Raw genomic sequence first — 26,529 nt, 5'->3', positions numbered from 1 at the left:
TCCGTTCCCTCGGCTCAGGCGATCTGGACGTCGATGCCGGCGCGCGCGACCGATTCGCCGAGCGTTCCTGAGGGCTTGCGGTCGCAGACGATGCCGGCCAATGCGCCAAGCGGTTCGACGGTCGCCACCAGGTGGCGGTCGAACTTGGAGTGGTCGATCAGCAGGAAGGTCTCGCGGGACTGTCCGATCATCCGGCGCTTCACAGCGACCGCCGACCGGTTCGCGTCCGAGATGCCCTGAACGCTCAGGCCGCTGGCCCCGATGAAGGCGCGATTGGCGTTGTACCGCGACAGGAAGTCCAGCGTTTCCGGTCCGTAGACCGCTGCTTCCAGAGGCTGGAAATCCCCCGGGCAGAGGATGATCTGGATCGAGCCGTTCTGCCCCAGTGTGGCGGCGATGGCGACGCTGTTGGTGAGAACGGTGAGGTCTTGACCGGCGACGGCGAGCGCCATCGCGAACTGGTGGGTCGTCGAGCCCGCGTCGACCATCAGGACCTCGCCGGGCCGGACCATCGCGGCGGCGCGTTCGCCTATCCGTGCACGCTCCTCGATGTAGGCCTGGTTGCGCTCGCTGAACGGGGCCTGCGCGCCCATCGGAATGGCCGATGCGCCGCCGTAGGCGCGGCTGATCAGCCCCTCGCTGCTCAACGCCTCAACGTCTCGGCGCACGGTTTCCGTCGAGACGCCGAAGTTCGCGGCCAGCTCGGAGATGCGGACGTGCGGGTGGCGTTCGAGCTCCCGCAGGATCCGTTCGCGGCGCGCCGCCTTGCCGAGCCGCGGCATCACGCGCCCTTCGCCCGGAGGATCGCTTCCGCGACCGTCGCGAAGCCCTGGCCGCCGCTCTGCACGGTTATCCATTTCGGCTGATCCGGCGAGAGGTGGGCAAAGTCAGCAAAGTTGGCGACCGCTATGCTGTTGTCGAAGTAGGCGAACATGGGCGCATCGTTCGGACTGTCGCCAACGAAGGCGATGCGGTCGGAGGCCGTGTCCATGACGACGCCGTACCGGTCCGCGAGAAGCCGACGCGTCATCACCAGCTTGTCGTACTGGCCATACCAACCATTCACATGGATGGATGACACTTTGGCGACAGCACCGGCTGCCTCGAAACACGCCACGATGCGGGTGATCTCCGCCTCGGTCAGGAGGTCGCCGTCCTCTGCGAAGTCGATGGCGAGATCTGCCTCCCGGAAGGGCTGGTCGGCCGAGATCCGGGCCCGGGGCACCCGCTCGAGGATCGTCCGCGAAAGGCCGTCGAGCCGCATTCGGTCCGTACGCCGGTCCGCATCGGGCTTGTGAAAGACCCGTGTCATGCCGCCTGCCGGCTCGCAGGCGAAGTAGAAGGCGCCGTTCTCGCCGACCACGGCATCCACCGGCCAGAGCCGGGCAATCAGGTCGCACCAGCCGGCGGGCCGGCCGGTGATCGGAATGACCTTGAGGCCGGCCGCCTGCAGCCGCTCCAGGGCCTCGTAGGCAACGGCAGGAAGGCGGCCGGACGTGGTCAGTGTGTCGTCGATGTCGGTAAGCACGAAATCGAGCCGGGCCAGCCGCTCCAGTTCGATCCGGTCGAACGAGCGGGGGGCGCCCCGAATATCCGTGTCCCCGGCCGAAGCCGCCGTCTGGATATCCGAAATCGACACGCGCGCCTCCCAGGATCGGTCTGTCTTGTTGTGTGTGTAATCCCACATTTCGGGAGGGAGTGACAACTTTTTCGAGGTGATTTTATTGCTAAGTGCCACAAAACATGGCTACGGTCGGTTGAGGTCACGGACGGGCAACGTCCCGGATCGGAATGGGCCAACGACGGCCTTGAAGCGGAGGAAAACCGATGACAGCTGAGACAATCGACACCCGAATTGCGCGCGCGCTCGCCGGCACGGCGATCGGTCTTGCCACGGCCCTGGCCGTTTCCACCTCGGCGTTCGCCCAGGCTGCGGACTGTGCCCAGCGCGGCGATCTCGACCAGATGTTTTGTGATGCCAACGGCGACCTGGTGGCCGACACGCCGACCGATCCCGACAAGCTGGTCGATCCCGACACGCTCGTGTTCGCCTACACGCCCGTCGAGGATCCGGCGATCTATGCCGACATCTGGGAGCCCTTCATCGAGCACCTGCAGGACGTGACCGGCAAGAAGGTCCAGTTCTTCGCGGTGCAGTCAAACTCGGCCGAGGTCGAGGCCATGCGCTCCGGCCGGCTGCATATCGCCGGCTTCTCCACCGGCCCGACGCCGTTCGCCGTCAACCTGGCCGGCGCGGTGCCGTTCGCCATCATGGGTTCCGAGGATGGAACCTTCGGCTACAAGCTGCAGGTCTACACCCGCAAGGATTCCGGCATCGACGAGATGGCCGACCTGAAGGGCAAGCGCATCGCGCACACCTCGCCGACCTCAAACTCGGGCAACCTGGCGCCGCGCGCGCTGTTCCCGAAGCTCGGTGTCACGCCCGAGGAGGATTACGAAGTCACCTATTCGGGTTCGCACGACCAGTCGATGCTGGGCGTGGTGGCCGGCGACTACGATGCGGCCCCGGTCGCGTCCGAGGTGGTCGACCGGATGGCCGAGCGTGATCTCTACGATCCGGAAGAGGTGAAGATCGTCTGGGAGTCGGATCCGTTCCCGACCACCTCCTACACCTACGCCTACAACCTGGATCCGGAGCTGGCGGAGAAGATCAAGGAAGCCTTCTTCACATTCGACTTCGCCGGCACCGCGCTTGGCGAGGAATTCAGCGGGGTCAGCAAGTTCGTGCCGGTGACCTACCAGAAGGACTGGGCGGTGATCCGCGACATCCAGGAAGCCAACGGCGTTGAGTACACGCCGCAGGGCCTGGCGAAGGAATAGCCCCCCAACAGACTGCGCGGCGCGGCGAATTCGCCGCGCCGACGCGGACCTGGAGTTCTTGCCGATGTTGAAGATCTCGAAGCTCGTGAAGCGCTACGGGAACGGGGATCCCGTTCTCAAGGAACTCGATCTGGAGGTGCCGGGCGAAAGCGTGGTCTCCATCATCGGGGCCTCCGGCGCCGGCAAGAGCACCCTTCTGCGCTGTATCAACCGACTGGTGGAGCCGACGTCCGGCACCATCGAGCTGAACGGCGTGGAGCTGACTCGCTTGCGCGGCCGCGAGCTGCGCATGGCGCGCCGGCGGATCGGCATGATCTTCCAGAGCTTCAACCTGGTCGACCGCCTGACCGTTATGGAGAACGTCCAGTCCGGCCGCCTCGGCTATCTGCCGCTGTGGCGCGCCGCCTTCCGTCGCTACCCGCGCGAGGACATCCGCCGCGCCTACGAGCTGATGGAACGCGTCGGCATCGCGCATTACGCCAACAAGCGGGCCGACGAACTTTCCGGTGGCGAGCGCCAGCGCGTCGGCGTGGTCCGCGCGCTTATGCAGAATCCGGAAATCCTGCTTGCCGACGAGCCGACCGCGTCGCTGGACCCGAAGACGTCGGAGCAGATCATGGATCTCCTGCGCGCCCTGTCGCGGGAGTACGAGTTGCCGGTTCTCATCAACATCCACAATGTCACCGAAGCCAAGCAGTACACCGACCGCATCGTCGGCATGCGCTACGGCCGGATCATGTTCGACGACGTGCCGGACGCGCTGGATGCCGACGCGATGGAGCAGATCTACGCCGGCGTGCCGGCGGAAGAGCGCGGCGAAGGCGCCGATCCCCAGATGATGGCGGCGGCGGGATGAGCGCGACACCCGACACCTGGCGCAAGCCGCCGATGATCGCCAACCCGCTGCTGCGGTACGGGTTGCTCCTTGCGGTCGTGGTCTACGTCGTCTGGGCGGTCTCCATCATGCCGTTCGACTGGGAACGCGTGTCCCAGGGGCTGGTGCGCGCCCAGCGCATCTTCTCCGGCGCTTTCCCGCCCAGCTTCGCCCGCAGCGGCCTGCTCATCGACGGTTTCCTGGAAAGCCTGAAAATCGCCATCCTGGCAACGGTCGGCGGCGTGCTGCTGTCGGTCCCGATCGCCTTCATGGCGGCGAAAAACCTCGCCCCGGTACCGATTTTCATGCTGGGCCGCGGCATCATCATCGTGGCGCGCAGCTTCCACCCGGTGATCGTGGCGATCATCTTCGTGAAGGCGGTCGGTTTCGGCCCGTTTGCCGGCGTGCTGACGCTGATCGTCTATTCCATCGGCTTCGTGGCGAAGATGCTCGCGGAGCGCATCGAGGAGATCGATCGCGGCCAGGTCGAGGCGATGCGCTCGGTCGGCGCGCGCTACCTGCCGACGCTGATCTACGGTGTGTTCCCCCAGATCATGCCGCGGCTGGTCGGTCTCGGCATCTACCAGCTCGACAGCAACCTGCGCGCCTCCGCCGTCGTCGGCATCGTCGGCGCCGGCGGCATCGGAGCGACGCTCGCCAACGCCTTCGGCCGATACGACTACGACTTCGCTCTCGCCATCACCATCGTCATCGTCGCGGTCATCCTCGTCAGCGAAGGCATCAGCGGCCAGATCAGGAAGCGGGTATGGTAAGTCTCGACACCACCCCCGAGGATTGGGCCCGCTACACCCCGCGCCAGCGCCTGCAACGCTTCGCGATCTTCCTGATCTGCGGCCTCGCCGTGTTCTGGTCGCTGGCCTCCATCGACGTGATCTGGGCCTGGGTCTGGACCGCGCCGCAACAGATGGGTGACCTGTTCGGTCGGATGATTCCGCCCGACACCCGTAACCTGGGCACGATTCTGTGGGTGCTGGTGGAGACGGTGAACATCGCGACGCTGGCTACTGCCGTGGCGGTCATCCTGTCGCTGCCGGTCGCCTACATCTCGGCGCAAAACACCACTCCCAATCGGGCAACGCTCTGGCTGGGCCGGTTTATTCTCGTCTCCAGCCGGTCGGTGAACACGATCATCTGGGCTCTGCTGTTCGTGGCCATTTTCGGCCCGGGCATCGTCGCCGGCATCGTCGCCATCATGTTCCGCTCCATCGGCTTCATCGGGAAGCTGCTGGGCGAGGCGATCGAGGAAATCGACCGCCGTCCGGTGGAGGCGCTGGAAGCCACCGGCGCGTCACGTTTCAAGGTTATCCTGTATGCGATCGTGCCTCAGGTCATGCCGACCTTCTGGGCGGTGAGCATTCTGCGCTGGGACATCAACCTGCGGGAATCGACCGTTCTCGGCCTGGTCGGGGCCGGTGGCATCGGCATCATCCTCCAGGGGGCGATCGACACGTTCAACTGGCCGGAGGCCGCGACCGTCCTTCTCGCGATCCTGGCTCTGGTCATCGTGGGCGAAGTCGTCTCCGCCTTCCTGCGCAAACGCATCATCTGACGAACCGGGCCCTCATGACGGACACAGCGACACGTCCGACCCCCGATGTCGACATCCTCGTGATCGGGGGCGGGATCAACGGCTGCGGTATCGCGCGCGACGCGGCGGGGCGCGGCTGGTCGGTGCTCCTGTGCGAGATGAACGATCTCGCCAGCGGCACCTCCTCCTGGTCGACGAAGCTCATCCATGGCGGGCTGCGCTACCTGGAATATTACGAGTTCCGGCTGGTGCGCGAGGCGCTGATGGAGCGCGAGGTGCTGTGGGCCGTGGCGCCGCACATCATCCGGCCGCTGCGCTTCGTGCTGCCGCACCACGCCGGCCTGCGCCCGAGCTGGCTCTTGCGCCTGGGCCTGTTCCTCTACGATCATCTCGGCGGGCGGAAGAAGCTGCCGGCGACCCGCACGCTCAACCTGCGGGCCGACCCGGTCGGCAAGCCGCTGAAGGGCGACTACGCAAAGGGGTTTGAATATTCCGACTGCTGGGTGGACGACGCCCGGCTGGTGGTGCTCAACGCCCGCTCCGCCCGGGAGAAGGGCGCGGAGATCCGCACCAGGACCCGCGTCACCGGCCTGCACCGCCGCGACGGGCTCTGGGACGTGGAGCTCGTCAACGCCGACGGCACGCAGGAAACGGTCACCGCGCGGCTCGTCGTCAATGCCGGCGGGCCATGGGTCGACCGGGTGATCGCGTCGTCCTCCCATGCCGAGGCGCACAACGTCCGGCTGGTCCAGGGCAGCCACATCGTGGTGCCGAAGCTTTACGAGCACGACCGCTGCTACATCTTCCAGAATGCCGACGGGCGGATCATCTTCGCCATTCCCTACGAGGGCGAGTTCACGCTGATCGGCACCACCGACCGGGACTATTCGGGCGACCCGGCCAAGGTGGCCATCACCGAGGAAGAGACGGCCTATCTCTGCGAAGCGGCGGGCGAGTATTTCACACGGACGATCACGCCGGACGACGTGGTGTGGACCTATTCGGGCGTCCGGCCGCTCTATGACGACGGGGCCAGCGAGGCCCAGGCGGCGACCCGCGACTACGTGCTGAAGGTGGATGGCGGCGACGGTGTGCCGCCGCTCATCAACATCTTCGGCGGCAAGATCACGACCTATCGGCGGCTGGCGGAATCGGCGCTGGAGAAGGTCGGGGAAGCCCTTGGCGAGACGCGCGGCGCCCCTTGGACGGAGGGTGCGACGCTGCCGGGCGGCGACTTCCCGGTGGACGGGATCGAGGCGCTGACCGACGCGATCTGCCGCGAGCATGCCGCACTGCCGCGCGCGCTGGTCTCCCGGCTGGTGCACGCCTACGGCACCGACACCCGCGCCATCCTGGACGGGGTGCGCACGGTCGACGATCTGGGGCGACTGTTCGGCGCGGGACTGAGCGCGCGCGAAATCGCCTGGCTGCGGGAAGAGGAATGGGCGGTGAGCGCCGAGGACATCGCCTGGCGCCGCTCCAAGCTCGGCCTGCACATGACGGCGGACGAGCTGGCCGAGCTCAGGGCGGCGATGGACCAGGCTGCTCCGGCGGCGACACGGTCGGCGGGCTGAGGGCGACGGCGATCAGCCGGCGACCGGCAGGTTCTCCCGGAAGATGATGTCCATGGCGACAGCCGGCTGGACCTCGCCCGCGTCGCCGGTGCCGTCCGGCCCGGCGAGCAACGCCAGAACCGCCGACAGGACGGCGTCCGGGCTGGAGTTGATGACGGCATCCATGGTGCCGTCGACCAGCCGGGCGCGGGTGTCCGGCGTGAAGCCGTGGCCGATGAAGATGACATCGCTGGCCCGGCCCTTTTCCCTCAGCGCCCGGGCGATGCCGTCCGACGAGCCACCGACATTGTAGATGCCGACCAGGTCGGGGGTCTGGTCGATGATCGACACGGTGTGGCGGTAGTTCTCGTCGCGGTCGTCGTGACCCTCGCGCACGCCGACCACCGACAGCTGCGGGAACTGCTCCTGGACGAGGCTGAGGAAGCCGACCTCGCGTTCGAAATGGGCGCGGTAGCGGCGGCTGCCGGCCACGAGCGCGACGCTGCCCTTCGCGCCGCCCGCGAAGCGGCCCATGAGATAGCCCGCCGTCCGGCCCGCCGCCTGGTTGTCGAGACCGACATAGGCGACCCGGCTGGTGCTGGAGATGTCGGAGACGATGGTCACGACGCGCTTGCCGGCGGCGCTCACCTCTTCCACCGCCTCGCGCACGATCGGGTGTTCGATGGCCATGAAGGCGATGCCGTCGGCCCAGGCGGCATGGCGGCGCAGGGCGGCCGCAAGCGCCTCGGCGTCGAAGGACTCGATGAAGTAGCAGCGGATCTTCGCCTGGTCGCGGGAGCGGCCGTCGGACAGCGCGCGGGCCTTGTCGCCGAGAAGCCGGAGATAGGGGTTGGTGCCGGTGGGCAGCAGCAGCACGATGTTGGCCGGCCGTGGCTGGGCGATGCGCCGGTACTCGGCATCGGTCAGGTAGCCGAGGGCGCGGGCCTCGTCGAGCACCCGGCTGACGGTGGTGTCCTTCACGCCCTTGCGCCGGTTGAGAACGCGATCCACGGTCGCCGGCGACACGCCGGCCGCCGCAGCGATGTCGGCCATCAGGGGGCGATTGTGCGCCGCACTGTCGCGGAGGCTTCCGCCATTTCGTGATGACACGTCAAAACCCATCATAAAATCGACTTTGACGGATCAAAGGGCGGTTCGTAGCCTTATGTCAACCGGGCTTTCGCTCAGAGGTGCCCGTGGACGGAAAATCAAAAACCATCATGGGAGGATCCGAGATGATCGATCGTTCGAAGGCCGGTTCCCTGGCCGCCCTGACCCGTCGTGCCGCCCTGTCGCTGGGGGTCGCGGCCGCTGCCCTCGTGGCACTGCCGGCGCTGTCGGAGGCCCAGTCGCTGACGCTGCGCTACGGCCACAACAACGAGCCGGCCAGCGTCGCCGGCGCCCAGGCCGACTGGTTCGCCGAGGCGGTGGCCAAGCATTCCAACGGCGACATCAAGGTCGAGGTCTTCCCGAATTCGCAGCTCGGCAAGCTGCAGGAGCTGGCCCAGGCGGTCTCGCTCGGCACCATCGCGATCTCGCACAACACCGCCGGTGCGCTCGGCTCGCTCTACGAGCCCTTCGCCGCCCTCGACACCCCGTATCTCTACCGCGACGTCGACCATCTGATGAAGGTGATGGACGTGAACTCGCCGGTCATGCAGGAGCTCAACGAGGGCCTGATCGACGCGGCCAACGTGCGGGTTCTCTACGCCCACTATTTCGGCACCCGCCAGCTTACCGCCAACCAGGAGGTGAAGTCGCCGGAGGACCTCGCCGGCGTGAAGATCCGCGCGGTGCCGTTCCCGATCTACACCACCGCCGTTGAAGGCATGGGCGCCGTCGCCGTGCCCGTCGACTGGTCGGAAGTGCCGACCGCGCTGGCCACCGGCGTCGTCGCCGGCCAGGAGAACCCGGTCAACGTCATCCTGTCGGTGAAGCTCTACGAGGTTCAGGACTACCTCATGCAGACGGGCCACATGTCCAATGCCGAGGTGATCGTCATGAACGAGGACACCTGGCAGAGCCTGACCGACGAGCAGCGGGCGGCCATCGAGGCGGCGGCCCAGGAGACCCGCGAGCGGGCGACCAAGGCGATCCTGGACAACGAGGCGGCTGAGACGGACGCGCTGCGCGAGAAGGGCATGACGGTCATCGGTCCCGACGAGGGGCTCGACATCGCCGCGTTCCGCGCCTCGGTCGACGAACTGGTGGACGAGCGCTTCGGCGAGAAGTACGGCGAGCTCTACGAGCAGATCCGGGCCGTCAAGTAAGGCCCCCGCCACCGCTTCCAGACCGGAACCTCCCATGTCGACACGCACCGGCCGTCAGGCGGCGAGGACACTCCTCGACCGCCTGGCCACTCTCTGCCTGATCGCCGCGATCGTCTTCCTGGCGATGACGGCGGGACTGATCGTGCTGCAGGTCGTGTGCCGCAACTTCTTCGACATGGGGCTGCCCTGGGCGGACGAGCTCGCCCGGTTCAGCGGGGTTTCGCTGGTCTATCTGGCCGTGCCGACCCTCGCCCTTCGCGGCAGGCACATCTCCGTGGACCTCGTGCCCAACGCGCTGCCGCGTCTGCCGCGGCGCGTTGTGCTCGCGGTCAACGAGCTCGCCGTCTTCGCGTTCTGCGCGCTCACCCTCTACGGCTTCCACGGCTTCCTGGAGCGAGCCGCGAAGTTCACAACATCGGCCATGGGCATGCCCAACTGGATCTTCTATGCGCCGCCGCTGATCGGGATCGTGCTGCTTTCGGCGGCATCGATCGCGCGGTTCATCGATTGCGTGTCCGGACGCATGCCGGAGATCGGCGGGAGCGCCCAGCCATGAGCGTCATTCTCCTGGTCTGCTTCGCGGTGACGCTGGTCATGGGCGTGCCGGTGGCGGTGAGCCTCGGCCTGTCCTCGGCGATCGTCATCGTGACCTACGGGCTGCCGGTGTCGGTGCTGGCGCAGCGGGCCGTCAACTCGCTGGATTCCACGCCGCTGCTGGCGGTGCCGCTGTTCATCCTGGCGGCCAATCTCCTCAACGCCACGGGCGTGACCACGCACCTGTTCGACCTTGTCCGGCTGCTGTTCGGCCGCATCCGGGGCGGCGTGGCGCAGGTGAGCGTTCTCGTCAGCCTGGTGTTCTCGGGCATCTCCGGCGCGGCGCTCGCCGACATCGGCGCGCTGGGCGCGGTGCAGATCAACCAGATGAAGGCACAGGGCTACCGCGAGGATTTCGCCGCCGGCGTGACCATGGCCGCGGCCACCATCGGGCCGATCTTCCCGCCCTCCATCCCGATCATCATCTATGCCAGCGTCGCCAACGTCTCGGCGGTGAAGCTGCTCATCGCCGGCATCGTGCCCGCGCTGGTCATCACCGCGCTGCTGATGCTGCAGATCGCGGTGCTGGCGCGGATCAACAACCTGCCGCGCGACACCGTCACCCCCTCGGCCGGCGCCATCGCGCGCAAGTTCGCCATCTCGCTGCCGGCCCTTCTGGCGCCGGTGCTCCTGATCGGCGGGCTGATGAGCGGCTATTTCGGCCCCACCGAGGTGGCCGGCGTCACCGTCGCCTACGCGCTCTTCATCGGGATCTTCGTCTATCGCACCCTGACGGTGCCGGGCCTGTGGACGGCGCTGAAGGACACGGTGGAAGCGACGGCCAGCGTTCTCTTCATCGTGGCGTCGGCGGCACTGTTCGCCTGGGTGCTGACGCTCGACCGGGTGCCCGTCGCGGCGAGCGGCTTCCTGCTCGGCCTGTCGGAGAACCCGCTGGTCCTGCTGTTCCTGGTCAACGTCATGCTGCTGGTCGTCGGCATGATCCTGGAGTCCATCGCGGCCATCCTGATCATCGCGCCGATCGTCGCGCCGGCCCTGACGGCGGCGGGCGTCGACCCGCTGCAGCTCGGCATCGTCTTCGTGCTGAACCTGATGATCGGCCTGCTCACGCCGCCGGTCGGCATGAGCCTCTACATGGTGTCGATCATCGCCAAGATGCCGCTGCCGACGGTGATCCGTGGCGTGGCACCTTTCCTGTTGCCGCTTCTCCTGTCCCTGGTCGTGGTGTCCGCCGTTCCGGCCGTGGCGACCTGGCTTCCCAATCTCATCCTTCAGTGAGGCATTCGTGAGCAGATTTCTCGGCGAGATCCGCCAGCTCGGTTACGTGGTCGACGACATCGAGGCCTCCATGGCGCACTGGTCGGACGTCATGGGCGTCGGCCCGTGGTTCTACAATCCGCAGGTGCCGATCGAGGACTACGTCTACGAGGGCCGGCGCTACGAGCCGCACAACTCCGTCGCGCTCGCCAATTCCGGCTTCGTCCAGGTGGAGTTGATCCAGATCCGCAACGACGTGCCGTCCATGTACCGGGACTTCATGCAGGCCGGCCATCGCGGGCTGCAGCACGTGGCCTACTGGACCGAGCAGTTCGACGCGGACCTCGCCCGGATGGAGGCGGAGGGCTTTCGCGTGAAGATGAGCGGCACGGTCGGAGAGAACGGCCGCTTCGTCTATTTCGACCGCGAGGCGCATCCCGGCACCGTCATCGAGCTGTCGGAGGTGGTGGGGCCGAAGGGGCGGATGTTCCAGATGATCCACGCCGCTTCCCTCGACTGGGACGGCAGCGATCCCGTGCGCCCGTTCCCTGCCTTCGAGGATCTCTGAGCGATGAGCGAGGCTGCGGCATTCGTCGAGGCGGAGTACCTGGTCGAGACGCCCCTCGATCCGGCCGAGGTGGCCGGCATCATGGCCGGCGAGCAGAGCTGCGGCACCTTCGTGCGCGTGGCCGGCGAGACAGACGAACTGCGCGACCGCGCCGCCGCGCACATTCTCGCGGTAGAGGAGCTCGACGCCCGTCCGGAACCGAGCCTCGCGAGCGCCTGGCAAGAGCGGAAGGGCTTTCCCGGCCCGTGGCGCCGCGCGCGGGTGCAGATCGCCTATCCGGTCGCCAACATGGGCGCCAACCTGCCGACGCTCGCCTCCACCGTTGCCGGCAATCTCTACGATCTCGGCGAGGTGTCGGGCCTGCGCCTCGTCGACGTGCGCGTGCCGGAGGCCTACCGCAACCGCTATCCGCGTCCCGCGCTGGGCGTTGCCGGGACGCGGGAGCGGCTGGGCGTGCAGGGCCGGCCCTTCTTCGGGACGATCATCAAGCCGAATGTCGGGCTGTCGTCGGAAGAGATCGCGGCGCTGGTGGAGACGCTGTGCGAGGCCGGGGTCGACTTCATCAAGGACGACGAGATCTGCGCCAATCCCGACCATGCCCCGATCGCGGAGCGGGTTCCGGCGGTGATGCGGCGGGTTCGGGCCTATCGCGAGCGCACCGGGCGCGACGTGATGATCGCCTTCAACGTCACCGACGAGACGGACGCCATGCGCCGTCACGCCGAGCTGATCGAGCGGGAAGGCGGCTCCTGCGCCATGGCGAGCCTCAACTGGTGCGGGCTCTCGGCGGTGGAGACGTTGCGCCGCTCCACGCCGCTCGCGCTGCACGGCCATCGCAACGGGTTCGGCGCGTTCGCCCGACATCCGGCCCTGGGCATCGGCTTCGACGCCTACCAGGCGCTCTACCGGCTCGCCGGCATCGACCACATGCACGTCCACGGCATCGGCGGGAAGTTCTCCGACCAGCCGGCGGAAGTGGAGGCCGCGGCGCGCCGCTCGCTGGCGCCGCTTGCCTTCGACGCGACGGAGCCTGACCCGGTGCTGCCGGTGTTCTCGTCCGGCCAGTGGGCCGGGACGCTGAAGACGACGGCCGACGCCGTCGGCTCCGCCGACTTCATGTTCCTTGCCGGCGGCGGCATCCTCGCCCACCCGGACGGACCGTCGGCCGGCGTCGCCAGCCTGCGCCAGGCCTACGAGGCCGTGGCGGAGGGGCGCACGATCGAGGCGCACGGGGAGAGCCGGCCGGAGCTGAAGGCCGCCATCGATTTCTTCGGCAGCCGCTGACATGGCCCGTCCGGCGCCCGAGATCGCCTTTATCGGCGACGACTTCACCGGCGCGTCGGACACGTTGGCGACGCTGGCCCGCACGGGCAGGCAGGCGCGTCTGTTCCTCGACGTGCCTGATCCCGACGCGGTCGGCTCCGACGACGCGGTAGGGGTGGCGACCGGGCTGCGGGCGATGCCGGCAGCAGAGATTTCCACGCAGGTGGCCGCCCTGGCGCCGCGGCTGGCGAGGCTCGGCGCCCGCTTCTACCATCTGAAGGTCTGCTCCACCTTCGATTCCAGCCCGGACACCGGCAGCATCGGCGCGGCCGTCTCGGCGCTCGCCCGGACGCTCGATCCGGCGCTGGTGGTGGTCATCGGTGGCCAGCCGAGCCTCGGCCGCTACTGCCTGTTCGGCACGCTGTTCGCGCGGGCCGCCGATGGCGCCGTCCACCGGATCGACCGGCATCCGGTGATGGCGCAGCATCCGGTGACGCCCATGGGCGAGGCGGATCTGCGCCAGCATCTGGCGGCGCAGGGGCTGGACGGGCTTCAATTGATCGACCGGCCCACGCTGCGGGCCGGGAGCGTCGACGACCTGGCGAGGCATCTCCAGGGCTGCCTCGACGGGGGGATGACACGGCTGCTGGTGGACGCGGTCGAGACCGGCGACCTCGGAATGCTCGGCGCGGCGCTGCGACGGCTCGAAACCGACCGGCCGGTGCTGATGGTGGGCGCCAGCAGCGTGGCGGAAGCGTTGCGCGATCCGGCATCAAGCGTCGCGCATCTGGGCGCCTTCGGCGTGCCGCCGCTGGACGGGGCGACGTTCGTCTTCGCCGGCAGCCGGTCCTCGGTGACGGAGGCGCAGATCGCGGCGGCGGAACGGTTCCGGAAGATCCCGCTGCCGGCCAGCGTCATGTCGAACGCCGCGGCGCGGCAGCGGGCGCTAGAGACCTGCGTGGCGGCGCTGGGCGAGGGCGACGACGTGCTGGCCCACCTGGTGGCGAGCGAGCGCTATGCGGAGAGCGGGGCGGTACTGGCAGACCTCTCGGCGGATTTCGTCGGCGCAGTGGTCGGCAGCGTTGCCTTGCGGCGTCTCGGGGTGGCCGGCGGCGATACGTCGAGCGCGGTCTGCCGGGCCGTCGGACTGACCAGCATCGAGTACCTTACCGATCTGGATCCCGGGGTGGCGCTGTGCGCAGGCCGCGCCGATTCGCCCCGGCTCGACGGTATCCGGCTGATGCTCAAGGGTGGGCAGATGGGCGGACCGTCGCTCTATGACCGCTTCGCCACCTCGGTGCTCTGATCCGGCCGGGCTGTGATTCCCTCTCGATCCGATCGCGATCGCCTGTAGTCTGGACCGGCAATCCGGCCGGCGACCGAGCCCGGTCGCCCACCAAGACCGGATGCGGCATGACCGGGAGGACGCATGGATTTCACCATCCCCGCGGAAATCGAGGATCTGCGCGCGCAGATCGCCGCCTTCGTCGCCGATGAGCTGATCCCGCTGGAGGCGGACCGGGCCTCATACGACGACTACGGCAACATCCGGCTCGACCTTTTGGACCGGTGCCGGGCAAAGGCCCGGGCGCAGGGGCTGTGGACGCTGCAGCTCTCGCGCGACGAGGGCGGGCGAGGGCTGAACCGGCAGGCGATGGCGATCTGCTACGAGGCGATGAACCGGTCGATCTTCGGCCCGGTCGTCTTCAACTCCGCCGCGCCCGACGACGGCAACATGATGATGCTCGACATGCTCGGCACGCCCGAGCAGAAGGCGCGCTGGCTCACGCCCATCGCCGACGGATCGGTGCGTTCGGCTTTCGCCATGACCGAGCCGCATCCCGGCGGCGGCTCCGATCCCTCAATGATCCGCACCCGTGCCGAGCGCCGCGGCGACGTCTACGTGGTGACGGGACGCAAATGGTTCATCACCGGCGCGGAGGAGGCGGCGCACTTCACCCTGATCGCGCGCACCTCCGACGATCCGCGCGCCGGCCTGACCGCCTTCCTCTTCCATCGCGACCAGCCCGGCTGGCGCATCGTCCGGCGCATCGGGATCATGGGTCCGGAAGAGCATGGCGGCCACTGCGAGCTGGAGTTCGACGGGCTGGAAATCCCGGCGGAGAACGTGCTGGTCGGCGAAGGACGGGGCCTCAAGGTCACCCAGACCCGGCTGGGGCCGGCGCGGCTCACCCACTGCATGCGCTGGCTGGGCCTCGCCAAGCGCTGTGTGGAGGTGGCGCGCGCCTATGCGGAGACGCGGGAGGGGTTCGGCATGCGGCTTGCCGAGCGCGAGACCGTGCAGGTGATGCTCGGCGATCTCGCCATGCAGATCGAGATCGGCCGGCTTCTGGTGATGAAGGCCGCCTGGGAGCTCGACCGGGGCGGCTTCGCCCGCAAGGAGATCTCCATGGCCAAGATCCACGTGGCCAACGTGCTGCACAAGGCGGCGGACGTGGCGATCCAGATCAATGGCGCGCGCGGCTATTCCACCGACACGCCGCTGGAATGGATCTACCGCTACGCGCGCCAGGCGCGGTTGGTGGACGGGGCGGACGAGGTCCACAAGATGGTGCTGAACCGCCACCTGGCGGAGGAGGGGACGGATTTCTGGTCGTGGGACGTGGCGGAGGCATGAGCAGGGCGCCCGACGCGCGGGTCACCGGCGCCGCCGACTTCGACCCGGCGCGGCTGAAGGACTTCCTCGACGACCGGTTCGGGCCGTCCGGCGATCTCGTCCTGGAGCGGATCGGCGGAGGCCAGTCCAACCCGACCTATTTCGTGGAGCATGGCGGCCGGCGGATGGTGCTGCGCAAGAAGCCGGCGGGACCGATCCTGAAGGGCGCGCACGCCATCGAGCGGGAGTATCGCGTGCTGAGCGCCCTGCGCTCCACCCACGTTCCGGTGCCGGCAACGATCCTGCTCGAAGAGGACGGCGGCCTGCTCGGCACGCCGTTTTACCTGATGGAGCGGGTGGAGGGGCGTGTGTTTTCCGACTGCGCACTGCCGGGCGTCGATCCGACCGAGCGCCGCGCGCTCTACGAGGCGATGGCGGAGACGATGGCGCGGATGCACGCCGTCGACCCGCCGGCGGTCGGCCTCGGCAATTATGGCCGCCCCGGCAGCTACTTCGAACGGCAGGTGGCGCGCTGGACACGGCAGCTGGAGGGCTTCGCCGGCGAGCCGATCCGGGAACTGGAACGGGTTGCCGTCTGGCTGGGTGAGCACATGCCGGAGGATGACGGCCGTGCGGCGATCGCCCACGGCGATTTCCGGCTCGGCAACCTCATGTTCCATCCGAGCGAGCCGAAGGTGGTGGCGATCCTCGACTGGGAGCTCTCCACCATCGGCCATCCGCTGGCCGATCTCGGCTTCTGCTGCATCCCGTGGGTGACGGCACCGGACGAGTATGGCGGGCTCGCAGGCCTGGACATCGACGCGCTCGGGATCCCGTCGATGGCTGAGTTCGTGGCGTATTACAGGGCGAGCGCGCCGTCCGGCACGCCGGAGCTCGCGCCCTTCCACGTGGCGTTCGCGCTGTTCCGCTTCGGGGTGATCTTCGCGGGCATCGCCGACCGGGTGCGCGCCGGCAACGCCGCCGGCGAGAATGCCGGCGACCTGGAGCCCATCGCGCGGCGGCTGGGGGTGCGGGCGCTGGAGGTCATCGAACGCGGGCTCTGAGAGGCGGTCGCGGCCTAAGCGGGGACTCAGCCCGTGGCGACGCGGAAGGCGTCCCAGGCCCGCTCGAGCCGGGCCAGATTGTCGTCGGTGTAGGCGGCGAAGTCGAAATCGACCGACGAATTCAGCTCCGACACCATGCTCCACAGGGTCTCGCGCAGCAGCGAGGCCGTCTTCATCGCCGCAAGCTGCCGGCGCAGGTCGGTGTCTGGCGCGCGGTCGAAATAGAGGCCGAGAAGCTCGTCGTCCCGGTCGGCGTCGAACTGGCTGTTGGAGGACAGCCCGCCCAGATCGAAGAAGGGCGAGTTGAAGCCGGCATAGTCCCAGTCGATCAGCCAGAGCCGCTCGCCGTCGTCGATGAAGTTGGCCGGCAGCAGGTCGTTGTGGCCGAAGCCCATCTCGATCTCGCCGACGGCCGCTTCCAGCACGTCGCACCGCTCCATCAGCTCGTGCAGGCGCTCCAGATGATGGCTGCCGCCGTCGCTGAGGACACGGGCATAGTGGCGGCAGATGTGGAACACCCAGAAGACCAGCGCCGGAGCGGCCACGGTGCGGGCCATGTCGCGGTGGCAGCGCTTCAGGAGCGGCACGATCCGGCGCAGCATGGCCGGGTCGCGGATGTCCGCCTCGGCCAGCGTCCGGCCCTCGACGAAATCGAGGACGAGCACGCCCGGCTCGGCATGCAGCACCGGCGGCGAGATGCCGAGCTCGGCGGCGGCGCGCGAGGCGGCCAGCTCGTTGAAGCGCATCACGCCGTGGACCGGGATGTCCTCGCCGACGCGCACGAAGCAGCGGCGGCCGCCGTCCTCGACCAGGAAGTTGGTGTTGGTGATGCCGCCGGTCACTGGCTGCGGATCGACCGGGCCGGTCCAGATGTCGAGGCGCGCGGCGCGCGCGGCGGCGGTGGCGGAAAAGGCCATTGTGTCTCCCCGAAATGCTGAAGCCGGTGCCGGTGTCGAGGCGGTCAGGATCGACCGGCCCGCTTCATAGGTTGTGTGGCCGCGATTTTGGACGCCGAACCGGCCCCACTTCGCCTGGAAAAGCGTCAGTCCAGCTGCAGCTGGCGCTTGCGGTTCTCCGCCCAGGCGTTGATGAGCCGGTCCGCGATCATCGCGATGAAGGCGACGCACAGGCCAGCCACCACACCGTGACCGATGTCGGCCCGGGTCAGCGCGATATAGACCTCCTGGCCGAGATCGTTGGTGCCAACGAGGGCTGTGATGACCAGCATCGAGAGCGCCATCATGATGGTCTGGTTCAGGCCGAGCATCAGCTCCGGCATGGCCAGCGGGAGCTGTACCTTCCACAGAAGCTGCGACGGGCGGCAGCCCGCCATCGTCCCGGCTTCCATGATGTTGGCCGGGACCCGGCGGATGCCATGGTCGGCGTAGCGCACCGCCGGCGCCAGGGCGTAGAGCACGATGGCGATCATGGCGGAGAAGTCGCCGACGGCGAACAGCATCACGACGGGGATCAGGTAGACGAAGCTTGGCAGCGTCTGGAGCGTGTCGATGGTCGTCCGGGCGACCCGGCGAAACCCGTCGTGCCGGGCTGACAGGATGCCGATCGGGATGCCGATCAGGCTGGCGATGATCACCGACAGGCCACAGAGATAGACGGAGATCATCGCCTTCTCCCAGTTGCCGGTGAGGGCGATGAAGGCCGCCATCAGCGAAACGGCGATGGCAAGCCGGACGCCGCCGAGGCGCATGCCGGCAACGGCGAGGATCACGACCACGCCGAGCCAGGGCGCGTCCACCATGAACCGCTTCAGCGGCACCAGGACGTTGATCAGCAGGAACGCCTTGATGGCATCCAGATACTCGTAGAGGTGGACGTTCACGAATTCCACCAGCCCGTCCCAGAACGGCGCGGTGCTGAGCATCATCGATTTCGGATAGAGCGCGATGGACGGCTCGAACGCGGCGACGAGCAGGCTGGCGACGACCACGCCGAAAAACACGCTCAGCGTGGCGTGGCGGACGAGGAAGCCCATGCCCTGCTCCAGATGGAGCGGCTGCTTCTGGCGGTAGACGAAGGCCTGGCTGAGCCGGTCGAGCGAAATGGCGAGCAGGGTGATGGCGATGCCGGCCTCCAGGCCGTCGCCGATGGCGAGGCGGCGCAGCGAGGTCAGGACGTCGCGGCCCAGCCCGCCGGCGCCGATCATCGAGGCAATGATGACCATGTTGAGGGACAGCATGATCACCTGGTTGACGCCCACCATCAGGCTCGGCCGGGCGGCCGGCAGCAGGATCCGCCACAGCATCTGCCGCGGCGTGCAGCCGGCCATGTGGCCGAACTCGACGACTTCCGGCGGCACGCTCTTCAGCGCCAGCATGGTGACGCGGACCATCGGCGGCATGGCGTAGATGATCGTCGCGATCATCGCGGAGACCGGGCCGAAGCCGAACAGGAAGAGGACCGGAACGAGGTAGGCGAAGACCGGCACCGTCTGCATCAGGTCGAGCAGCGGCCTGATCAGGGCTGCCAGCGTTTCGCTGCGGTGGGCGACGATGCCCAGCGCGATGCCGACGACGACGCCCACCGGCACGGCGACCAGGATCGACGACAGGGTGATCATGGCGCTCGCCCACTGGCCGAAGACGGCGAGGTAGAGAAAGCAGAGGGCGACGAGGATGGCGAGGCTGCGGCCGCCGAGGCGCCAGCCGAGCCAGGTCACCGCCGCCACCACGCCGAACCACGGCACCGGCGGGACGAACACGCCGTCGGCGCCGATCGGCAGGTGCCAGCCCTTCGACAGGACCGCGATGCAGGCCTTGAGCGGCAGGCCGAGGAGCCAGGCGATGGCCCGGGTGAGTTCCTTGAAGGTGAAGAGGCCGAAGGACAGGTCGTCGACCAGCCAGTCCATGGCCGAGGAGATCCAGCCCTGCAGCGGCAGGATGTAGACCGAGGCGGGATCGCCGATCCACGCGACGCTCGGCGCGATCTGCCAGAGCACGACCAGCACGGCGATGGCGGCGAGCCAGACGAGCCGGCCGGCGAACGGGCGCGCAGCCGGGGCAGGGGAGGTTGCGGTGGCGAGGCTCATGCCGACTCCGCCAGCAGCGTGACGACCGCCTCCCTGTCGATCCGGCCGATGGTTTCGCCGCGCCGGTTGACCACCGCGAACGGCTTGCCGGAGGCGACGAGCGGAGCGGCGAAGGCCGACACCCGGTCAGCGGGCTTCACCTCGCCGCCATAGTCGGTGCCGGGCGCCGGCGGGCTCATGATGGAGCGCGCCGAGAGCACCTTGGAGCGGGCCACGTCGCGGGTGAACTCTTCCACGTAGGCCGTCGCCGGGCGCACCACGAGGTCTTCCGGCGTGCCCACCTGGACGATCTCGCCGTGGTTCATGATGGCGATGCGGTCGGCGAGGCGGATGGCCTCGTCGAAATCGTGGGTGATGAAGACGATGGATTTGTGCAGCAGCCGCTGCAGGCGGAGAAATTCGTCCTGCATTTCGCGGCGGATCAGCGGATCGAGCGCCGAGAACGGCTCGTCGAGAAACCAGAGCTCGGGCTCCGTGGCCAGCGAGCGGGCGATGCCGACGCGCTGCTGCTGTCCGCCGGACAGGGCGCGGGGAAAGTCGAGCTCGCGGCCGCCCAGGCCCACCAGCTCGATGACCTCCATGGCGCGCTGCTCGCGGGTGGCGCGGTCGACGCCCTGGATTTCCAGCGGGAAGGTGACGTTGCCGAGAACGGTGAGGTACGGCAGCAGGGCGAAGTGCTGGAACACCATGCCCATCTTGTGCCGGCGGATGTCGATGAGCTCCTTGCGCGAGCAGGCAAGCAGGTCCTGCCCCTCGAAAACGAGCTCGCCGGCGGTGGGCTCGAGAAGCTGCGACAGGCAGCGGATGATGGTGGACTTGCCGGAGCCCGACAGGCCCATGATGACGAAGATCTCGCCCTCGTGGACGTCGAGGGAGGCGTTGCGGACGGCAGGCGTCAGGCCGGCCTTGTCGAGGGCCTCGGTCGTCGGGGTGCCGCCGTGACGCTCCAGAAACCTGCGCGCATCGTCCGTGTCGTCGCCGAAGATCTTCCAGAGCCCCCTGCAGGAGAGCTTTACGCTGCGCTCCTCGTCGCCGTCTGCGGACGGGGCGTTCGCGGGGGTGGCGGAGGCGGATGCGGCGGCGGTGTCGGACATGTACTCGGGCAGCTGTTGATGGACGGGTCGATCAGGATCGCAGCAGGGAGTTCGCGGACGGGGCGGCGATGGCCCCGTCCGCGATGGTGCATCAGCCCTTCGGGATCCAGCTCTTCCAGGTGTCCTGGTTGGCGTCGATCCATTCGTCGACCACAACCTGCAGCGGCATGCCGTCGACGTCGACCTTGCCGATCATCTCGCCCATGTCCTCGTTGGTCATGGTGAAGTTGCGGATGGCCTGGTAGGCGGCCGGCCACTTCTCCTCGCCGCCGGCCCAGCCGACAGCCTTGATCCAGCCGTACGGCTTGCCGCAGTCGTAGGCCTTCTCTTCGTTCACGCCCCAGCTCGCGTCCTCGTAGCAGGCGTCCTCATATTCCGGGAACTTGACCCACTCGCCCTCGAACTGGATCGGGGCCCAGTGCGGCGCGTAGATCCAGGCGAGGATCGGCTTCTTGCGCTGGTAGGCCGACTGAACCTCGGCGAGCAGCGCGGCATCGGTGCCGGCGTGGATCACCTCGAAGTCCAGGCCGAGCGCCTCGATGCGCTCCTCGTCATGACCGCCCCAGGTCACCGGGCCACCGAGATAGCGGCCCTTCGGGCTGGTCTCGGGAGAGGCGAACAGCTCGGCGCACTCGTTGAGCGCCTTCCAGTCCGGCAGGCCCGGGCAGTCTTCCTTGACGTAGGCCGGGTACCACCACTCTTCCTTGGCTTCCATGCCCGTCTCGCCGAGATCGACGGTGTCGCCGGTCTCCAGCGACTTGGTCAGCGCGTCCTTGCCGGTGGTCTCCCAGATCTCCATGGCCACGTCGAGGTCGCCGCTCTCCAGCCCGGCGAACTGGGCGAGGTAGTCGGCCTGAACATACTCGACGTTGTAGCCCATCTCCTCGAGCACGCCGCCCATGACACGGGTGGTGATCTCCTGGCCGGTCCAGTCGTTGACCGTCATCTTGATGGGATCTTCGGATTCCGGAACGCTCTGGGCGAAGGCGCTGCCGGCCGCGGCCGCCAGGATGGTGCCGCCGAGCAGAAGGCGGGCACCGGCAGTCGTGATCGAGTGTCGGCTGGTCATGGAAGTCTCCCCTTGCAGTGTCGTCTGAAGGTGTCGCGCCGGGCCGGACGGCCGCGGAGCCACCGGTGTCGGAAGGGTGGGTGACCGCCATTCGTGGTCGGCCTTCCGAAACCGGGACGAGCGAAGCCGACCCCCCTTCCGGAAGGCCGCCCGAACTCGCCGACTTTGAAATCCAACACATCTTGCGGCTCAAAAACCACAACTGTCAACCGAAAGGCCACAAAAAGCCACAAAATCCCAGTGCAACCGGGCAGGGACTCGTGGTAAATCTGCGTGTCTGCTGACTGTTCGGCGCGCCGCCCGCGACAGGTTAGGTCGCCGGGTTCGCCAGGCGAGGAGCACACGGTGCACAAGACCGCCCGCTACAATGCGATCATGCGAGAGCTGGAAACGTCCGGCTCGTGTTCGGTGGCCGACCTGACGCGCAGCCTCGGCGTCTCCGACGAGACCGTCCGACGCGACATCAAGGCGCTGGCCGCGCGCGGCCTGGTGGAGCGCGTTCACGGTGCGGTGCTCCTGCCGGAGCGCACCGGCGAGGCGGAGTTCGAGAAGCGCATGGCGCTGAACGCCGCGGCAAAGACGGCGATTGCCCAGCGCGCGCTGGAGGAGATCGAGGACGGCGACGCGGTGATGATCGACAACGGCGCCACCACGGCCTACGTGGCGCGGGCGCTGCTCGCCCGCCGCGATCTGTTCGTGGTGACGAACGGCACGGAGATCGCGCGCACGCTGGTGCGGGGCAAGGGCAACCGGGTGCATCTGGCCGGCGGCGAGATCCGCGCCAGCGACAACGCCGCCTTCGGCGAGACCACGATCCAGTTCATCCGCAACTTCCGGGCGCGGCACGCGATCCTGTCGATCGGCGCCGTGCACCCGGAGGGCGGGTTCATGGACTTCCATCTTCAGGAAGCGGAGCTGGCACGCGCCATGATCGAGCAGTCGACCCAGTCGATGGTGGTGGCCGATCACACCAAGTTCCGCAACCAGGCGCCGGTGAAGGTCTGCGGCCTCGACGGCATCGGCACGCTGGTCTGCGATCGTCCGCCGCCGCACGCGCTGGCGGCGGCGCTCGCTCATCACGAGGCGCGGATCCTCAGCGTGGAGAGCGAGCCGGAGCCGGACGACGTGGCCGACGCCGAACTCGCGTGACACCGGACCGTCGCCGCGCCAATCCGGCCGCTCCGAACGGCCGACAGGGCGCGCTTGCGGTCACCGGGCCGGTTTCTCCCACGGCAGAAGCCGGTCAGCCCTTGCGGACGGCATCCAGGTGGCCGGCAAAGTCCGGGCTGGCCATCAGCGCCTTGCAGCGCTCGAAACGCTCCACCGAATAGGCCCAGAAGTCCTCCACCGGGTTGCCGTCGGCGTGCTGGATCAGGCCCCAGAGCGTCCACAGCAGGTCGCACATGGCCTTGTAGATGACCATCCGCCCGAAGGTCGCGTCGTCGACCGAGCCGCCGCAGTAGGCTTCCATCATCTCGCGGTCGTGCTCGGGGCCGAACCCGGCTTCCACCGACAGGTCGCCCAGATCCCACAGCGGATCGTTCATGCCGGAATATTCCCAGTCGACGATCCACATCCGGTCGCCGGTATCCAGGAAGTTCTCGCACAGCGGATCGCAATGGCACGGCGCCAGCGCGGCGGGATGGGCGTCGAGCGCCTCGCGCACCGCGGCCGCCTCCGCGACCACGTCGTGATAGCCCTGAGGCAGCTCTGCCTTCTTGTCGGCGAGCACCTTCAGATAGCCGTCGATCATGGAAAAGAGCTCGAAGCGGAATTCGAAGGTCTGGCCGCTCCGGTGCAGCGTGCGGAAGGCGTTCGCGGCGCGGGTGGGCGCGCCCGGCGTCGAGCGGAAGAGCTCCGGCGACATGGTCGGCGCGTCGATGTAGTCGGCGAGCATCAGCCCGCTTTCCTTGTCGAAGTGGAAGACCTCGGGCGAGACGCCCGCACGAGCGGCGGCGACGGCGTTGTGCGCCTCCACCGTGCGGTCGATGTAGCTTTCGGTGCCGGCGCCGGGGATGCGCAGAAGGTAGGTCCGGCCGGCGCGGGTCACCTTGAAGACCACGTTGGTCAGCCCGCCCAGGCGCTCGATCGTCACGTCGCCGTCGGAGACGGTTTCGAAGCCGGGAACCTGCCGGAGGCGGGTCAGGGCGGTCTGGGTGTCCATGCGCTCTTCTCCTTCCAGGGCGGTCCGCCAGGGGCGGCCACCGTCATCGTTGTGTTGGAATTCGTTGGATATCTATGGCGTGAAGCCTCGATATCCGTCAAACTTCCAAAAATACCCACAAAGCGTTATCATCGCCCCATCCCGCGTTTCAAGCGCATGCCCCGGCGACGACGTGATCGCGGATTCGGCGCGCGCATCTGACGAACTTCCAGAAGAGAGTTTTCATGAGCAACGACCCCGCCAAAAGCCTCGACGTCGTCTATTCCGCCGAAAGCACCGCGGACGTGGCGAAGAAATACGACGACTGGGCCAAGCGCTACGACACGGAGATGGCGACCCTCGGCTACCGCCATCCCAACATCTGCCTGGCAATGCTGACGCGCTACCTGCCACGCGGCGAAGGGCCGGTCCTGGATGCCGGCGCCGGGACGGGACTGCTGGGCGAATGGATGGACATCGTCGGTTACAAGCAGGCGGAAGCGCTCGACATTTCCGAGGGCATGCTGGAAGTGGCGCGCTCCAAGAACGTCTACTCTGCCTTTCACATCGCGGCGCTGGGCGAGACGCTGCCGATGGCCGATGACACCTATGCCGCCATCGTGGCTGCAGGTGTCTTCACGGTCGGGCACGTGGGCGAGGAAGGCTTCGACGAGCTGGTCCGCATCACCCGTCCCGGTGGCTTCCTGGTCGTGACCATCAAGGATTCCCTCTACAAGGAGGGGCTGGGCGACTACCTGAAGGCGCAGCAGACCAAGGGCGTCTGGACGGTTATGGAAGAGACGCCGTCCTATGTCTCCATGCCGGGCCGGCCGGACACGGTGCCGAGCCGCGCGGTGGTCCTGAAGATTTCCTGACGGGACGAACGGCGCGGCGCACGCCGCCGCCGCTGCTGCCTGAGAATTTCGGCCCGGCCGGATCCACCGCGATCCGGCCGGGCCTTTTTCATGCCGGCCAGGCCTCCAGCCGATCGAACAGCGCCTCCAGCATGTCGATGCCGCTGATGACATGGTCGGCCTCGGCTTCCAGTTCCTCGCGGCTTGCGGTGCCGGTGAGGACGCCGATGGCGAGGGCGCAGCCGGCAGCGCGGCCCATGTGGATGTCGTGCAGATTGTCGCCCACCACGGCGACCTCGGACGCGTCCAGTCCGTTGTCCCGGCAGAAGGCGTTGACCATGCCCGGCTGGGGCTTGCCGCCGTGGCCGCTGTCGTAGCCGGCCACGAAGAAGGTCTGCCCGTCGAGGCCCACCGATTTCAGCGTCGCGCGCGCGCCGGCCGCGCTGTCGCTGGTGGCCACGCCCACCGCAACGCCTCGGTCCACCAGCCGCCGGAAGAGGGCGGCAAGGTCGGTGACGGCAACGGAGCCGGCCGCGCCCTCGGTGAAGATCGCGTCCAGCGCATCGACCAGCGTGGCGTGCTTGTGCGGGGCGCCGGCCTCGATCCAGGCCTCGGCGATTTCGCCGGTGTGGCCGGCCGCGAGCAGGCTGCCGCCGGCGACCACGTTGTCGTCGGGATGGTGGCCTCCGACGTCCAGAAGACGGCGGGCGAGATCGGCGTCACCGGCCGCGGCATGCTCGGCGGCGCGGATGTTGATGGGCACCCAGGTGCGGGCGTAGTCGATCAGCGTTCCGTCCTTGTCGAAGACGATTCCCTTGATGTGCACGCTTTTCCTCGCGGGATTGGTCCGGGTCGGGGTTAGCGGGCGGTGTGGGCCGGCCCGCCCGGTGATGCAACCCCCCGAGACGAGGAAGATGACGCTCCCGGTCAGCCCGGGCCGACGCGCGTGTGGGACGAGTGCGGTCCCTGATACTGGGAGCGGAAATAGTCGCGGAACAGGCGCATGGCGGGGGTGAGCTGGGCGCCCTTGCGCCAGGCGAGCCCGACATCCATGGAGGGCACCGGCTGGGCCGGGATGATGGTCTCCAGCCGCTTTCCTTCCAGCGACCACGGCCGGTAGACCATGTCGGAGAGGATCGCGATGCCCTGGCCGTTGGCGACGATGGAGCGTACCGCCTCGATGGAGGTGGTCCGCAGGCGGATCTGCGGCTGGTGTTCGGTGTTGCTCCAGTAGCGCAGCGCGGTGTGCGCGGCCTCGTCCACGGTGAGCATGATGTAGGGCTCTTCAGCGATTTCCCTGAAGCTGACCATTTCCATTTGCAGAAAACGATGCCCCGAAGGGACCCAGAGGCGTCGCTGCGAGGAGAGCAGCGTCTCGGTGGAGAGTTCCGGATTGTCGACGTTGGAGGTCAAGAGCACCGCCATGTCGAAGCGGTTGGTGATGAGCCCGTCCTCGATCATTTCCCGGGTCAACTCGTAGAGCCGGATGGTCAGGTTCGGGTAGCGCCGCTCCAGCCTCTCCAGGTGTTGCGGCAGGAAATAGCCGATCACCGTGTAGGTCGCCGCGACCGAGATCGTCCCCGAGATCTCCTCGTTTTCCGTGCCGGAATGCAGCGCCTCCTCGACGGTGGCCAAGAGCCGGTAGGCGGCATCGAGAAAGCGGCGGCCCGCCTGCGTCAGCTCCATCCCCTGGGCGGTTCGCGCGAACAGCCGCGTGTCCATCTCCGCCTCGAGGTCCTTGATGGCGGTGGTGATGGTCGACTGGGAAATCGACAGTTCCATTGCAGCGCGGGAGACCTGGCCCAGCTCGGCCGTGGCCACAAAATACTTAACCTGCCGAAAGTTCATGCATTCCCTGCCAGCGCAACAATCAGCCGATAATGGAGTATCGGATTTTCCGATACGATGAACGTCT

The 26,529-nt window shown here is 67.9% G+C and carries 25 protein-coding genes; 15 read left to right on the top strand and 10 right to left on the bottom strand.

Translation table 11 applies throughout. The features are described from left to right. Positions 1–14: 14 nt before the first annotated feature. On the bottom strand, positions 15–782 hold the full coding sequence (locus tag C507_RS0104565) for a DeoR/GlpR family DNA-binding transcription regulator (protein ID WP_018698481.1): 768 nt from the start codon (positions 780–782) through the stop codon (positions 15–17). Continuing rightward, positions 782–1,687, bottom strand: coding sequence for an HAD family hydrolase (locus C507_RS0104560; protein ID WP_018698480.1), 906 nt, complete (start codon positions 1,685–1,687; stop codon positions 782–784). Before C507_RS0104560 ends, C507_RS0104565 begins: the two co-directional genes overlap by 1 nt. 140 nt (positions 1,688–1,827) lie before the next feature. Between C507_RS0104560 and phnD the strand changes: the two genes are divergently transcribed. The 5 genes from phnD to glpD all read left to right on the top strand — a co-directional run bounded on the left by phnD (position 1,828) and on the right by glpD (position 6,838). After that, positions 1,828–2,841 carry a phosphate/phosphite/phosphonate ABC transporter substrate-binding protein gene (gene phnD, locus C507_RS0104555; protein WP_018698479.1) on the top strand — a complete coding sequence of 338 codons (1,014 nt, stop codon included), beginning with the start codon at positions 1,828–1,830 and terminating at the stop codon, positions 2,839–2,841. A gap of 64 nt (positions 2,842–2,905) precedes the next feature. Beyond that, entirely contained in the window at positions 2,906–3,697 is a 792-nt protein-coding gene (phnC, locus tag C507_RS0104550) for a phosphonate ABC transporter ATP-binding protein (RefSeq protein ID WP_018698478.1), read from the top strand. After that, the gene (gene phnE / locus C507_RS0104545; RefSeq protein WP_018698477.1) at positions 3,694–4,488 is read left to right on the top strand and encodes a phosphonate ABC transporter, permease protein PhnE; all 795 of its coding nucleotides are present in this window, start codon (positions 3,694–3,696) and stop codon (positions 4,486–4,488) included. The genes phnC and phnE (C507_RS0104545) overlap by 4 nt, the downstream gene beginning before the upstream one ends. Further along, positions 4,482–5,285, top strand: coding sequence for a phosphonate ABC transporter, permease protein PhnE (gene phnE, locus C507_RS0104540; protein ID WP_018698476.1), 804 nt, complete (start codon positions 4,482–4,484; stop codon positions 5,283–5,285). The genes phnE (C507_RS0104545) and phnE (C507_RS0104540) overlap by 7 nt, the downstream gene beginning before the upstream one ends. A 14-nt stretch (positions 5,286–5,299) precedes the next feature. Further along, on the top strand, positions 5,300–6,838 hold the full coding sequence (glpD, locus tag C507_RS0104535; RefSeq protein WP_018698475.1) for a glycerol-3-phosphate dehydrogenase: 1,539 nt from the start codon (positions 5,300–5,302) through the stop codon (positions 6,836–6,838). Positions 6,839–6,850: 12 nt separating this feature from the next. On the opposite strand, the gene C507_RS0104530 is transcribed toward glpD, so the two are convergent. Continuing rightward, positions 6,851–7,870 carry a LacI family DNA-binding transcriptional regulator gene (locus C507_RS0104530; protein ID WP_018698474.1) on the bottom strand — a complete coding sequence of 340 codons (1,020 nt, stop codon included), beginning with the start codon at positions 7,868–7,870 and terminating at the stop codon, positions 6,851–6,853. A gap of 182 nt (positions 7,871–8,052) precedes the next feature. On the opposite strand from C507_RS0104530, the gene C507_RS0104525 reads away from it, so the two are divergent. The 8 genes from C507_RS0104525 (at position 8,053) to C507_RS0104490 (ending at position 16,408) form a co-directional block, all read left to right on the top strand. Then, positions 8,053–9,087, top strand: a complete 1,035-nt coding sequence (locus C507_RS0104525) for a TRAP transporter substrate-binding protein (RefSeq protein WP_018698473.1) — start codon at positions 8,053–8,055, stop codon at positions 9,085–9,087. A 34-nt stretch (positions 9,088–9,121) separates the two neighbouring features. Further along, positions 9,122–9,643 (top strand): TRAP transporter small permease, encoded by a 522-nt coding sequence (locus tag C507_RS0104520; RefSeq protein WP_018698472.1) that lies wholly within the window; start codon positions 9,122–9,124, stop codon positions 9,641–9,643. Continuing rightward, positions 9,640–10,917 carry a TRAP transporter large permease gene (locus C507_RS22255; protein WP_018698471.1) on the top strand — a complete coding sequence of 426 codons (1,278 nt, stop codon included), beginning with the start codon at positions 9,640–9,642 and terminating at the stop codon, positions 10,915–10,917. The genes C507_RS0104520 and C507_RS22255 overlap by 4 nt, the downstream gene beginning before the upstream one ends. A 7-nt stretch (positions 10,918–10,924) precedes the next feature. Next, the gene (locus C507_RS0104510) at positions 10,925–11,464 is read left to right on the top strand and encodes a VOC family protein (RefSeq protein ID WP_018698470.1); all 540 of its coding nucleotides are present in this window, start codon (positions 10,925–10,927) and stop codon (positions 11,462–11,464) included. Positions 11,465–11,467: 3 nt separating this feature from the next. Then, complete coding sequence (locus C507_RS0104505) at positions 11,468–12,748, top strand: RuBisCO large subunit C-terminal-like domain-containing protein (protein WP_018698469.1); 1,281 nt, start codon at positions 11,468–11,470, stop codon at positions 12,746–12,748. 1 nt (position 12,749) lies between these two features. Further along, on the top strand, positions 12,750–14,033 hold the full coding sequence (locus C507_RS0104500; protein WP_018698468.1) for a four-carbon acid sugar kinase family protein: 1,284 nt from the start codon (positions 12,750–12,752) through the stop codon (positions 14,031–14,033). A 123-nt stretch (positions 14,034–14,156) separates the two neighbouring features. Continuing rightward, positions 14,157–15,365: an acyl-CoA dehydrogenase family protein gene (locus C507_RS0104495; RefSeq protein ID WP_018698467.1), complete on the top strand. Its 1,209-nt coding sequence runs from the start codon at positions 14,157–14,159 to the stop codon at positions 15,363–15,365. Continuing rightward, positions 15,362–16,408, top strand: coding sequence for a phosphotransferase family protein (locus C507_RS0104490; protein WP_018698466.1), 1,047 nt, complete (start codon positions 15,362–15,364; stop codon positions 16,406–16,408). The genes C507_RS0104495 and C507_RS0104490 overlap by 4 nt, the downstream gene beginning before the upstream one ends. 26 nt (positions 16,409–16,434) lie before the next feature. Here C507_RS0104490 and C507_RS0104485 read toward each other — a convergent pair whose 3' ends face one another. The 4 genes from C507_RS0104485 to C507_RS0104470 all read right to left on the bottom strand — a co-directional run bounded on the left by C507_RS0104485 (position 16,435) and on the right by C507_RS0104470 (position 21,617). Next, positions 16,435–17,325, bottom strand: coding sequence for a choline/ethanolamine kinase family protein (locus C507_RS0104485; RefSeq protein WP_018698465.1), 891 nt, complete (start codon positions 17,323–17,325; stop codon positions 16,435–16,437). Positions 17,326–17,450: 125 nt separating this feature from the next. Then, entirely contained in the window at positions 17,451–19,454 is a 2,004-nt protein-coding gene (locus C507_RS0104480) for an ABC transporter permease (RefSeq protein WP_018698464.1), read from the bottom strand. Then, positions 19,451–20,548 carry a quaternary amine ABC transporter ATP-binding protein gene (locus C507_RS0104475; RefSeq protein ID WP_018698463.1) on the bottom strand — a complete coding sequence of 366 codons (1,098 nt, stop codon included), beginning with the start codon at positions 20,546–20,548 and terminating at the stop codon, positions 19,451–19,453. The genes C507_RS0104480 and C507_RS0104475 overlap by 4 nt, the downstream gene beginning before the upstream one ends. A 91-nt stretch (positions 20,549–20,639) precedes the next feature. Beyond that, a complete protein-coding gene (locus C507_RS0104470) occupies positions 20,640–21,617 on the bottom strand; it encodes an ABC transporter substrate-binding protein (RefSeq protein ID WP_018698462.1) in 978 nt (325 codons plus the stop codon). Between the two features lie 345 nt (positions 21,618–21,962). On the opposite strand from C507_RS0104470, the gene C507_RS0104465 reads away from it, so the two are divergent. Further along, a complete protein-coding gene (locus C507_RS0104465; RefSeq protein ID WP_018698461.1) occupies positions 21,963–22,766 on the top strand; it encodes a DeoR/GlpR family DNA-binding transcription regulator in 804 nt (267 codons plus the stop codon). 94 nt (positions 22,767–22,860) lie between these two features. On the opposite strand, the gene C507_RS0104460 is transcribed toward C507_RS0104465, so the two are convergent. Continuing rightward, the gene (locus C507_RS0104460) at positions 22,861–23,781 is read right to left on the bottom strand and encodes a choline/ethanolamine kinase family protein (RefSeq protein ID WP_018698460.1); all 921 of its coding nucleotides are present in this window, start codon (positions 23,779–23,781) and stop codon (positions 22,861–22,863) included. A gap of 224 nt (positions 23,782–24,005) precedes the next feature. Between C507_RS0104460 and C507_RS0104455 the strand changes: the two genes are divergently transcribed. Beyond that, the gene (locus C507_RS0104455; protein ID WP_018698459.1) at positions 24,006–24,635 is read left to right on the top strand and encodes a class I SAM-dependent DNA methyltransferase; all 630 of its coding nucleotides are present in this window, start codon (positions 24,006–24,008) and stop codon (positions 24,633–24,635) included. 88 nt (positions 24,636–24,723) lie between these two features. Here C507_RS0104455 and C507_RS0104450 read toward each other — a convergent pair whose 3' ends face one another. Together C507_RS0104450 and C507_RS0104445 are read right to left on the bottom strand one after the other, a co-directional pair. Beyond that, on the bottom strand, positions 24,724–25,440 hold the full coding sequence (locus C507_RS0104450) for an HAD family hydrolase (protein WP_018698458.1): 717 nt from the start codon (positions 25,438–25,440) through the stop codon (positions 24,724–24,726). Between the two features lie 101 nt (positions 25,441–25,541). Then, positions 25,542–26,462, bottom strand: coding sequence for a LysR family transcriptional regulator (locus tag C507_RS0104445; protein WP_018698457.1), 921 nt, complete (start codon positions 26,460–26,462; stop codon positions 25,542–25,544). Positions 26,463–26,529 lie beyond the last annotated feature (67 nt).

This window comes from Amorphus coralli DSM 19760 (assembly GCF_000374525.1).
GTDB classification, from domain to species: domain Bacteria; phylum Pseudomonadota; class Alphaproteobacteria; order Rhizobiales; family Amorphaceae; genus Amorphus; species Amorphus coralli.
The sequence above is the reverse complement of the archived record's forward strand: the minus strand, read 5'-3'. Positions and strand labels throughout refer to the sequence as shown.

Coding starts and splice junctions, on each gene's coding strand:
- C507_RS0104530 (WP_018698474.1), bottom strand. CDS start 7,870: ATGGCCGACATCGCTGCGGCGGCCGGCGTGTCGCCGGCGACCGTGGAT.
- C507_RS0104480 (WP_018698464.1), bottom strand. CDS start 19,454: ATGAGCCTCGCCACCGCAACCTCCCCTGCCCCGGCTGCGCGCCCGTTC.
- C507_RS0104455 (WP_018698459.1), top strand. CDS start 24,006: ATGAGCAACGACCCCGCCAAAAGCCTCGACGTCGTCTATTCCGCCGAA.
- C507_RS0104495 (WP_018698467.1), top strand. CDS start 14,157: ATGGATTTCACCATCCCCGCGGAAATCGAGGATCTGCGCGCGCAGATC.
- C507_RS0104485 (WP_018698465.1), bottom strand. CDS start 17,325: ATGGCCTTTTCCGCCACCGCCGCCGCGCGCGCCGCGCGCCTCGACATC.
- C507_RS0104505 (WP_018698469.1), top strand. CDS start 11,468: ATGAGCGAGGCTGCGGCATTCGTCGAGGCGGAGTACCTGGTCGAGACG.
- glpD (WP_018698475.1), top strand. CDS start 5,300: ATGACGGACACAGCGACACGTCCGACCCCCGATGTCGACATCCTCGTG.
- phnD (WP_018698479.1), top strand. CDS start 1,828: ATGACAGCTGAGACAATCGACACCCGAATTGCGCGCGCGCTCGCCGGC.
- C507_RS0104460 (WP_018698460.1), bottom strand. CDS start 23,781: ATGGACACCCAGACCGCCCTGACCCGCCTCCGGCAGGTTCCCGGCTTC.
- C507_RS0104490 (WP_018698466.1), top strand. CDS start 15,362: ATGAGCAGGGCGCCCGACGCGCGGGTCACCGGCGCCGCCGACTTCGAC.
- phnC (WP_018698478.1), top strand. CDS start 2,906: ATGTTGAAGATCTCGAAGCTCGTGAAGCGCTACGGGAACGGGGATCCC.
- C507_RS0104500 (WP_018698468.1), top strand. CDS start 12,750: ATGGCCCGTCCGGCGCCCGAGATCGCCTTTATCGGCGACGACTTCACC.
- C507_RS0104445 (WP_018698457.1), bottom strand. CDS start 26,462: ATGAACTTTCGGCAGGTTAAGTATTTTGTGGCCACGGCCGAGCTGGGC.
- C507_RS0104475 (WP_018698463.1), bottom strand. CDS start 20,548: ATGTCCGACACCGCCGCCGCATCCGCCTCCGCCACCCCCGCGAACGCC.
- C507_RS0104565 (WP_018698481.1), bottom strand. CDS start 782: ATGCCGCGGCTCGGCAAGGCGGCGCGCCGCGAACGGATCCTGCGGGAG.
- C507_RS0104470 (WP_018698462.1), bottom strand. CDS start 21,617: ATGACCAGCCGACACTCGATCACGACTGCCGGTGCCCGCCTTCTGCTC.
- C507_RS22255 (WP_018698471.1), top strand. CDS start 9,640: ATGAGCGTCATTCTCCTGGTCTGCTTCGCGGTGACGCTGGTCATGGGC.
- C507_RS0104525 (WP_018698473.1), top strand. CDS start 8,053: ATGATCGATCGTTCGAAGGCCGGTTCCCTGGCCGCCCTGACCCGTCGT.
- C507_RS0104520 (WP_018698472.1), top strand. CDS start 9,122: ATGTCGACACGCACCGGCCGTCAGGCGGCGAGGACACTCCTCGACCGC.
- phnE (WP_018698477.1), top strand. CDS start 3,694: ATGAGCGCGACACCCGACACCTGGCGCAAGCCGCCGATGATCGCCAAC.
- phnE (WP_018698476.1), top strand. CDS start 4,482: ATGGTAAGTCTCGACACCACCCCCGAGGATTGGGCCCGCTACACCCCG.
- C507_RS0104560 (WP_018698480.1), bottom strand. CDS start 1,687: ATGTGGGATTACACACACAACAAGACAGACCGATCCTGGGAGGCGCGC.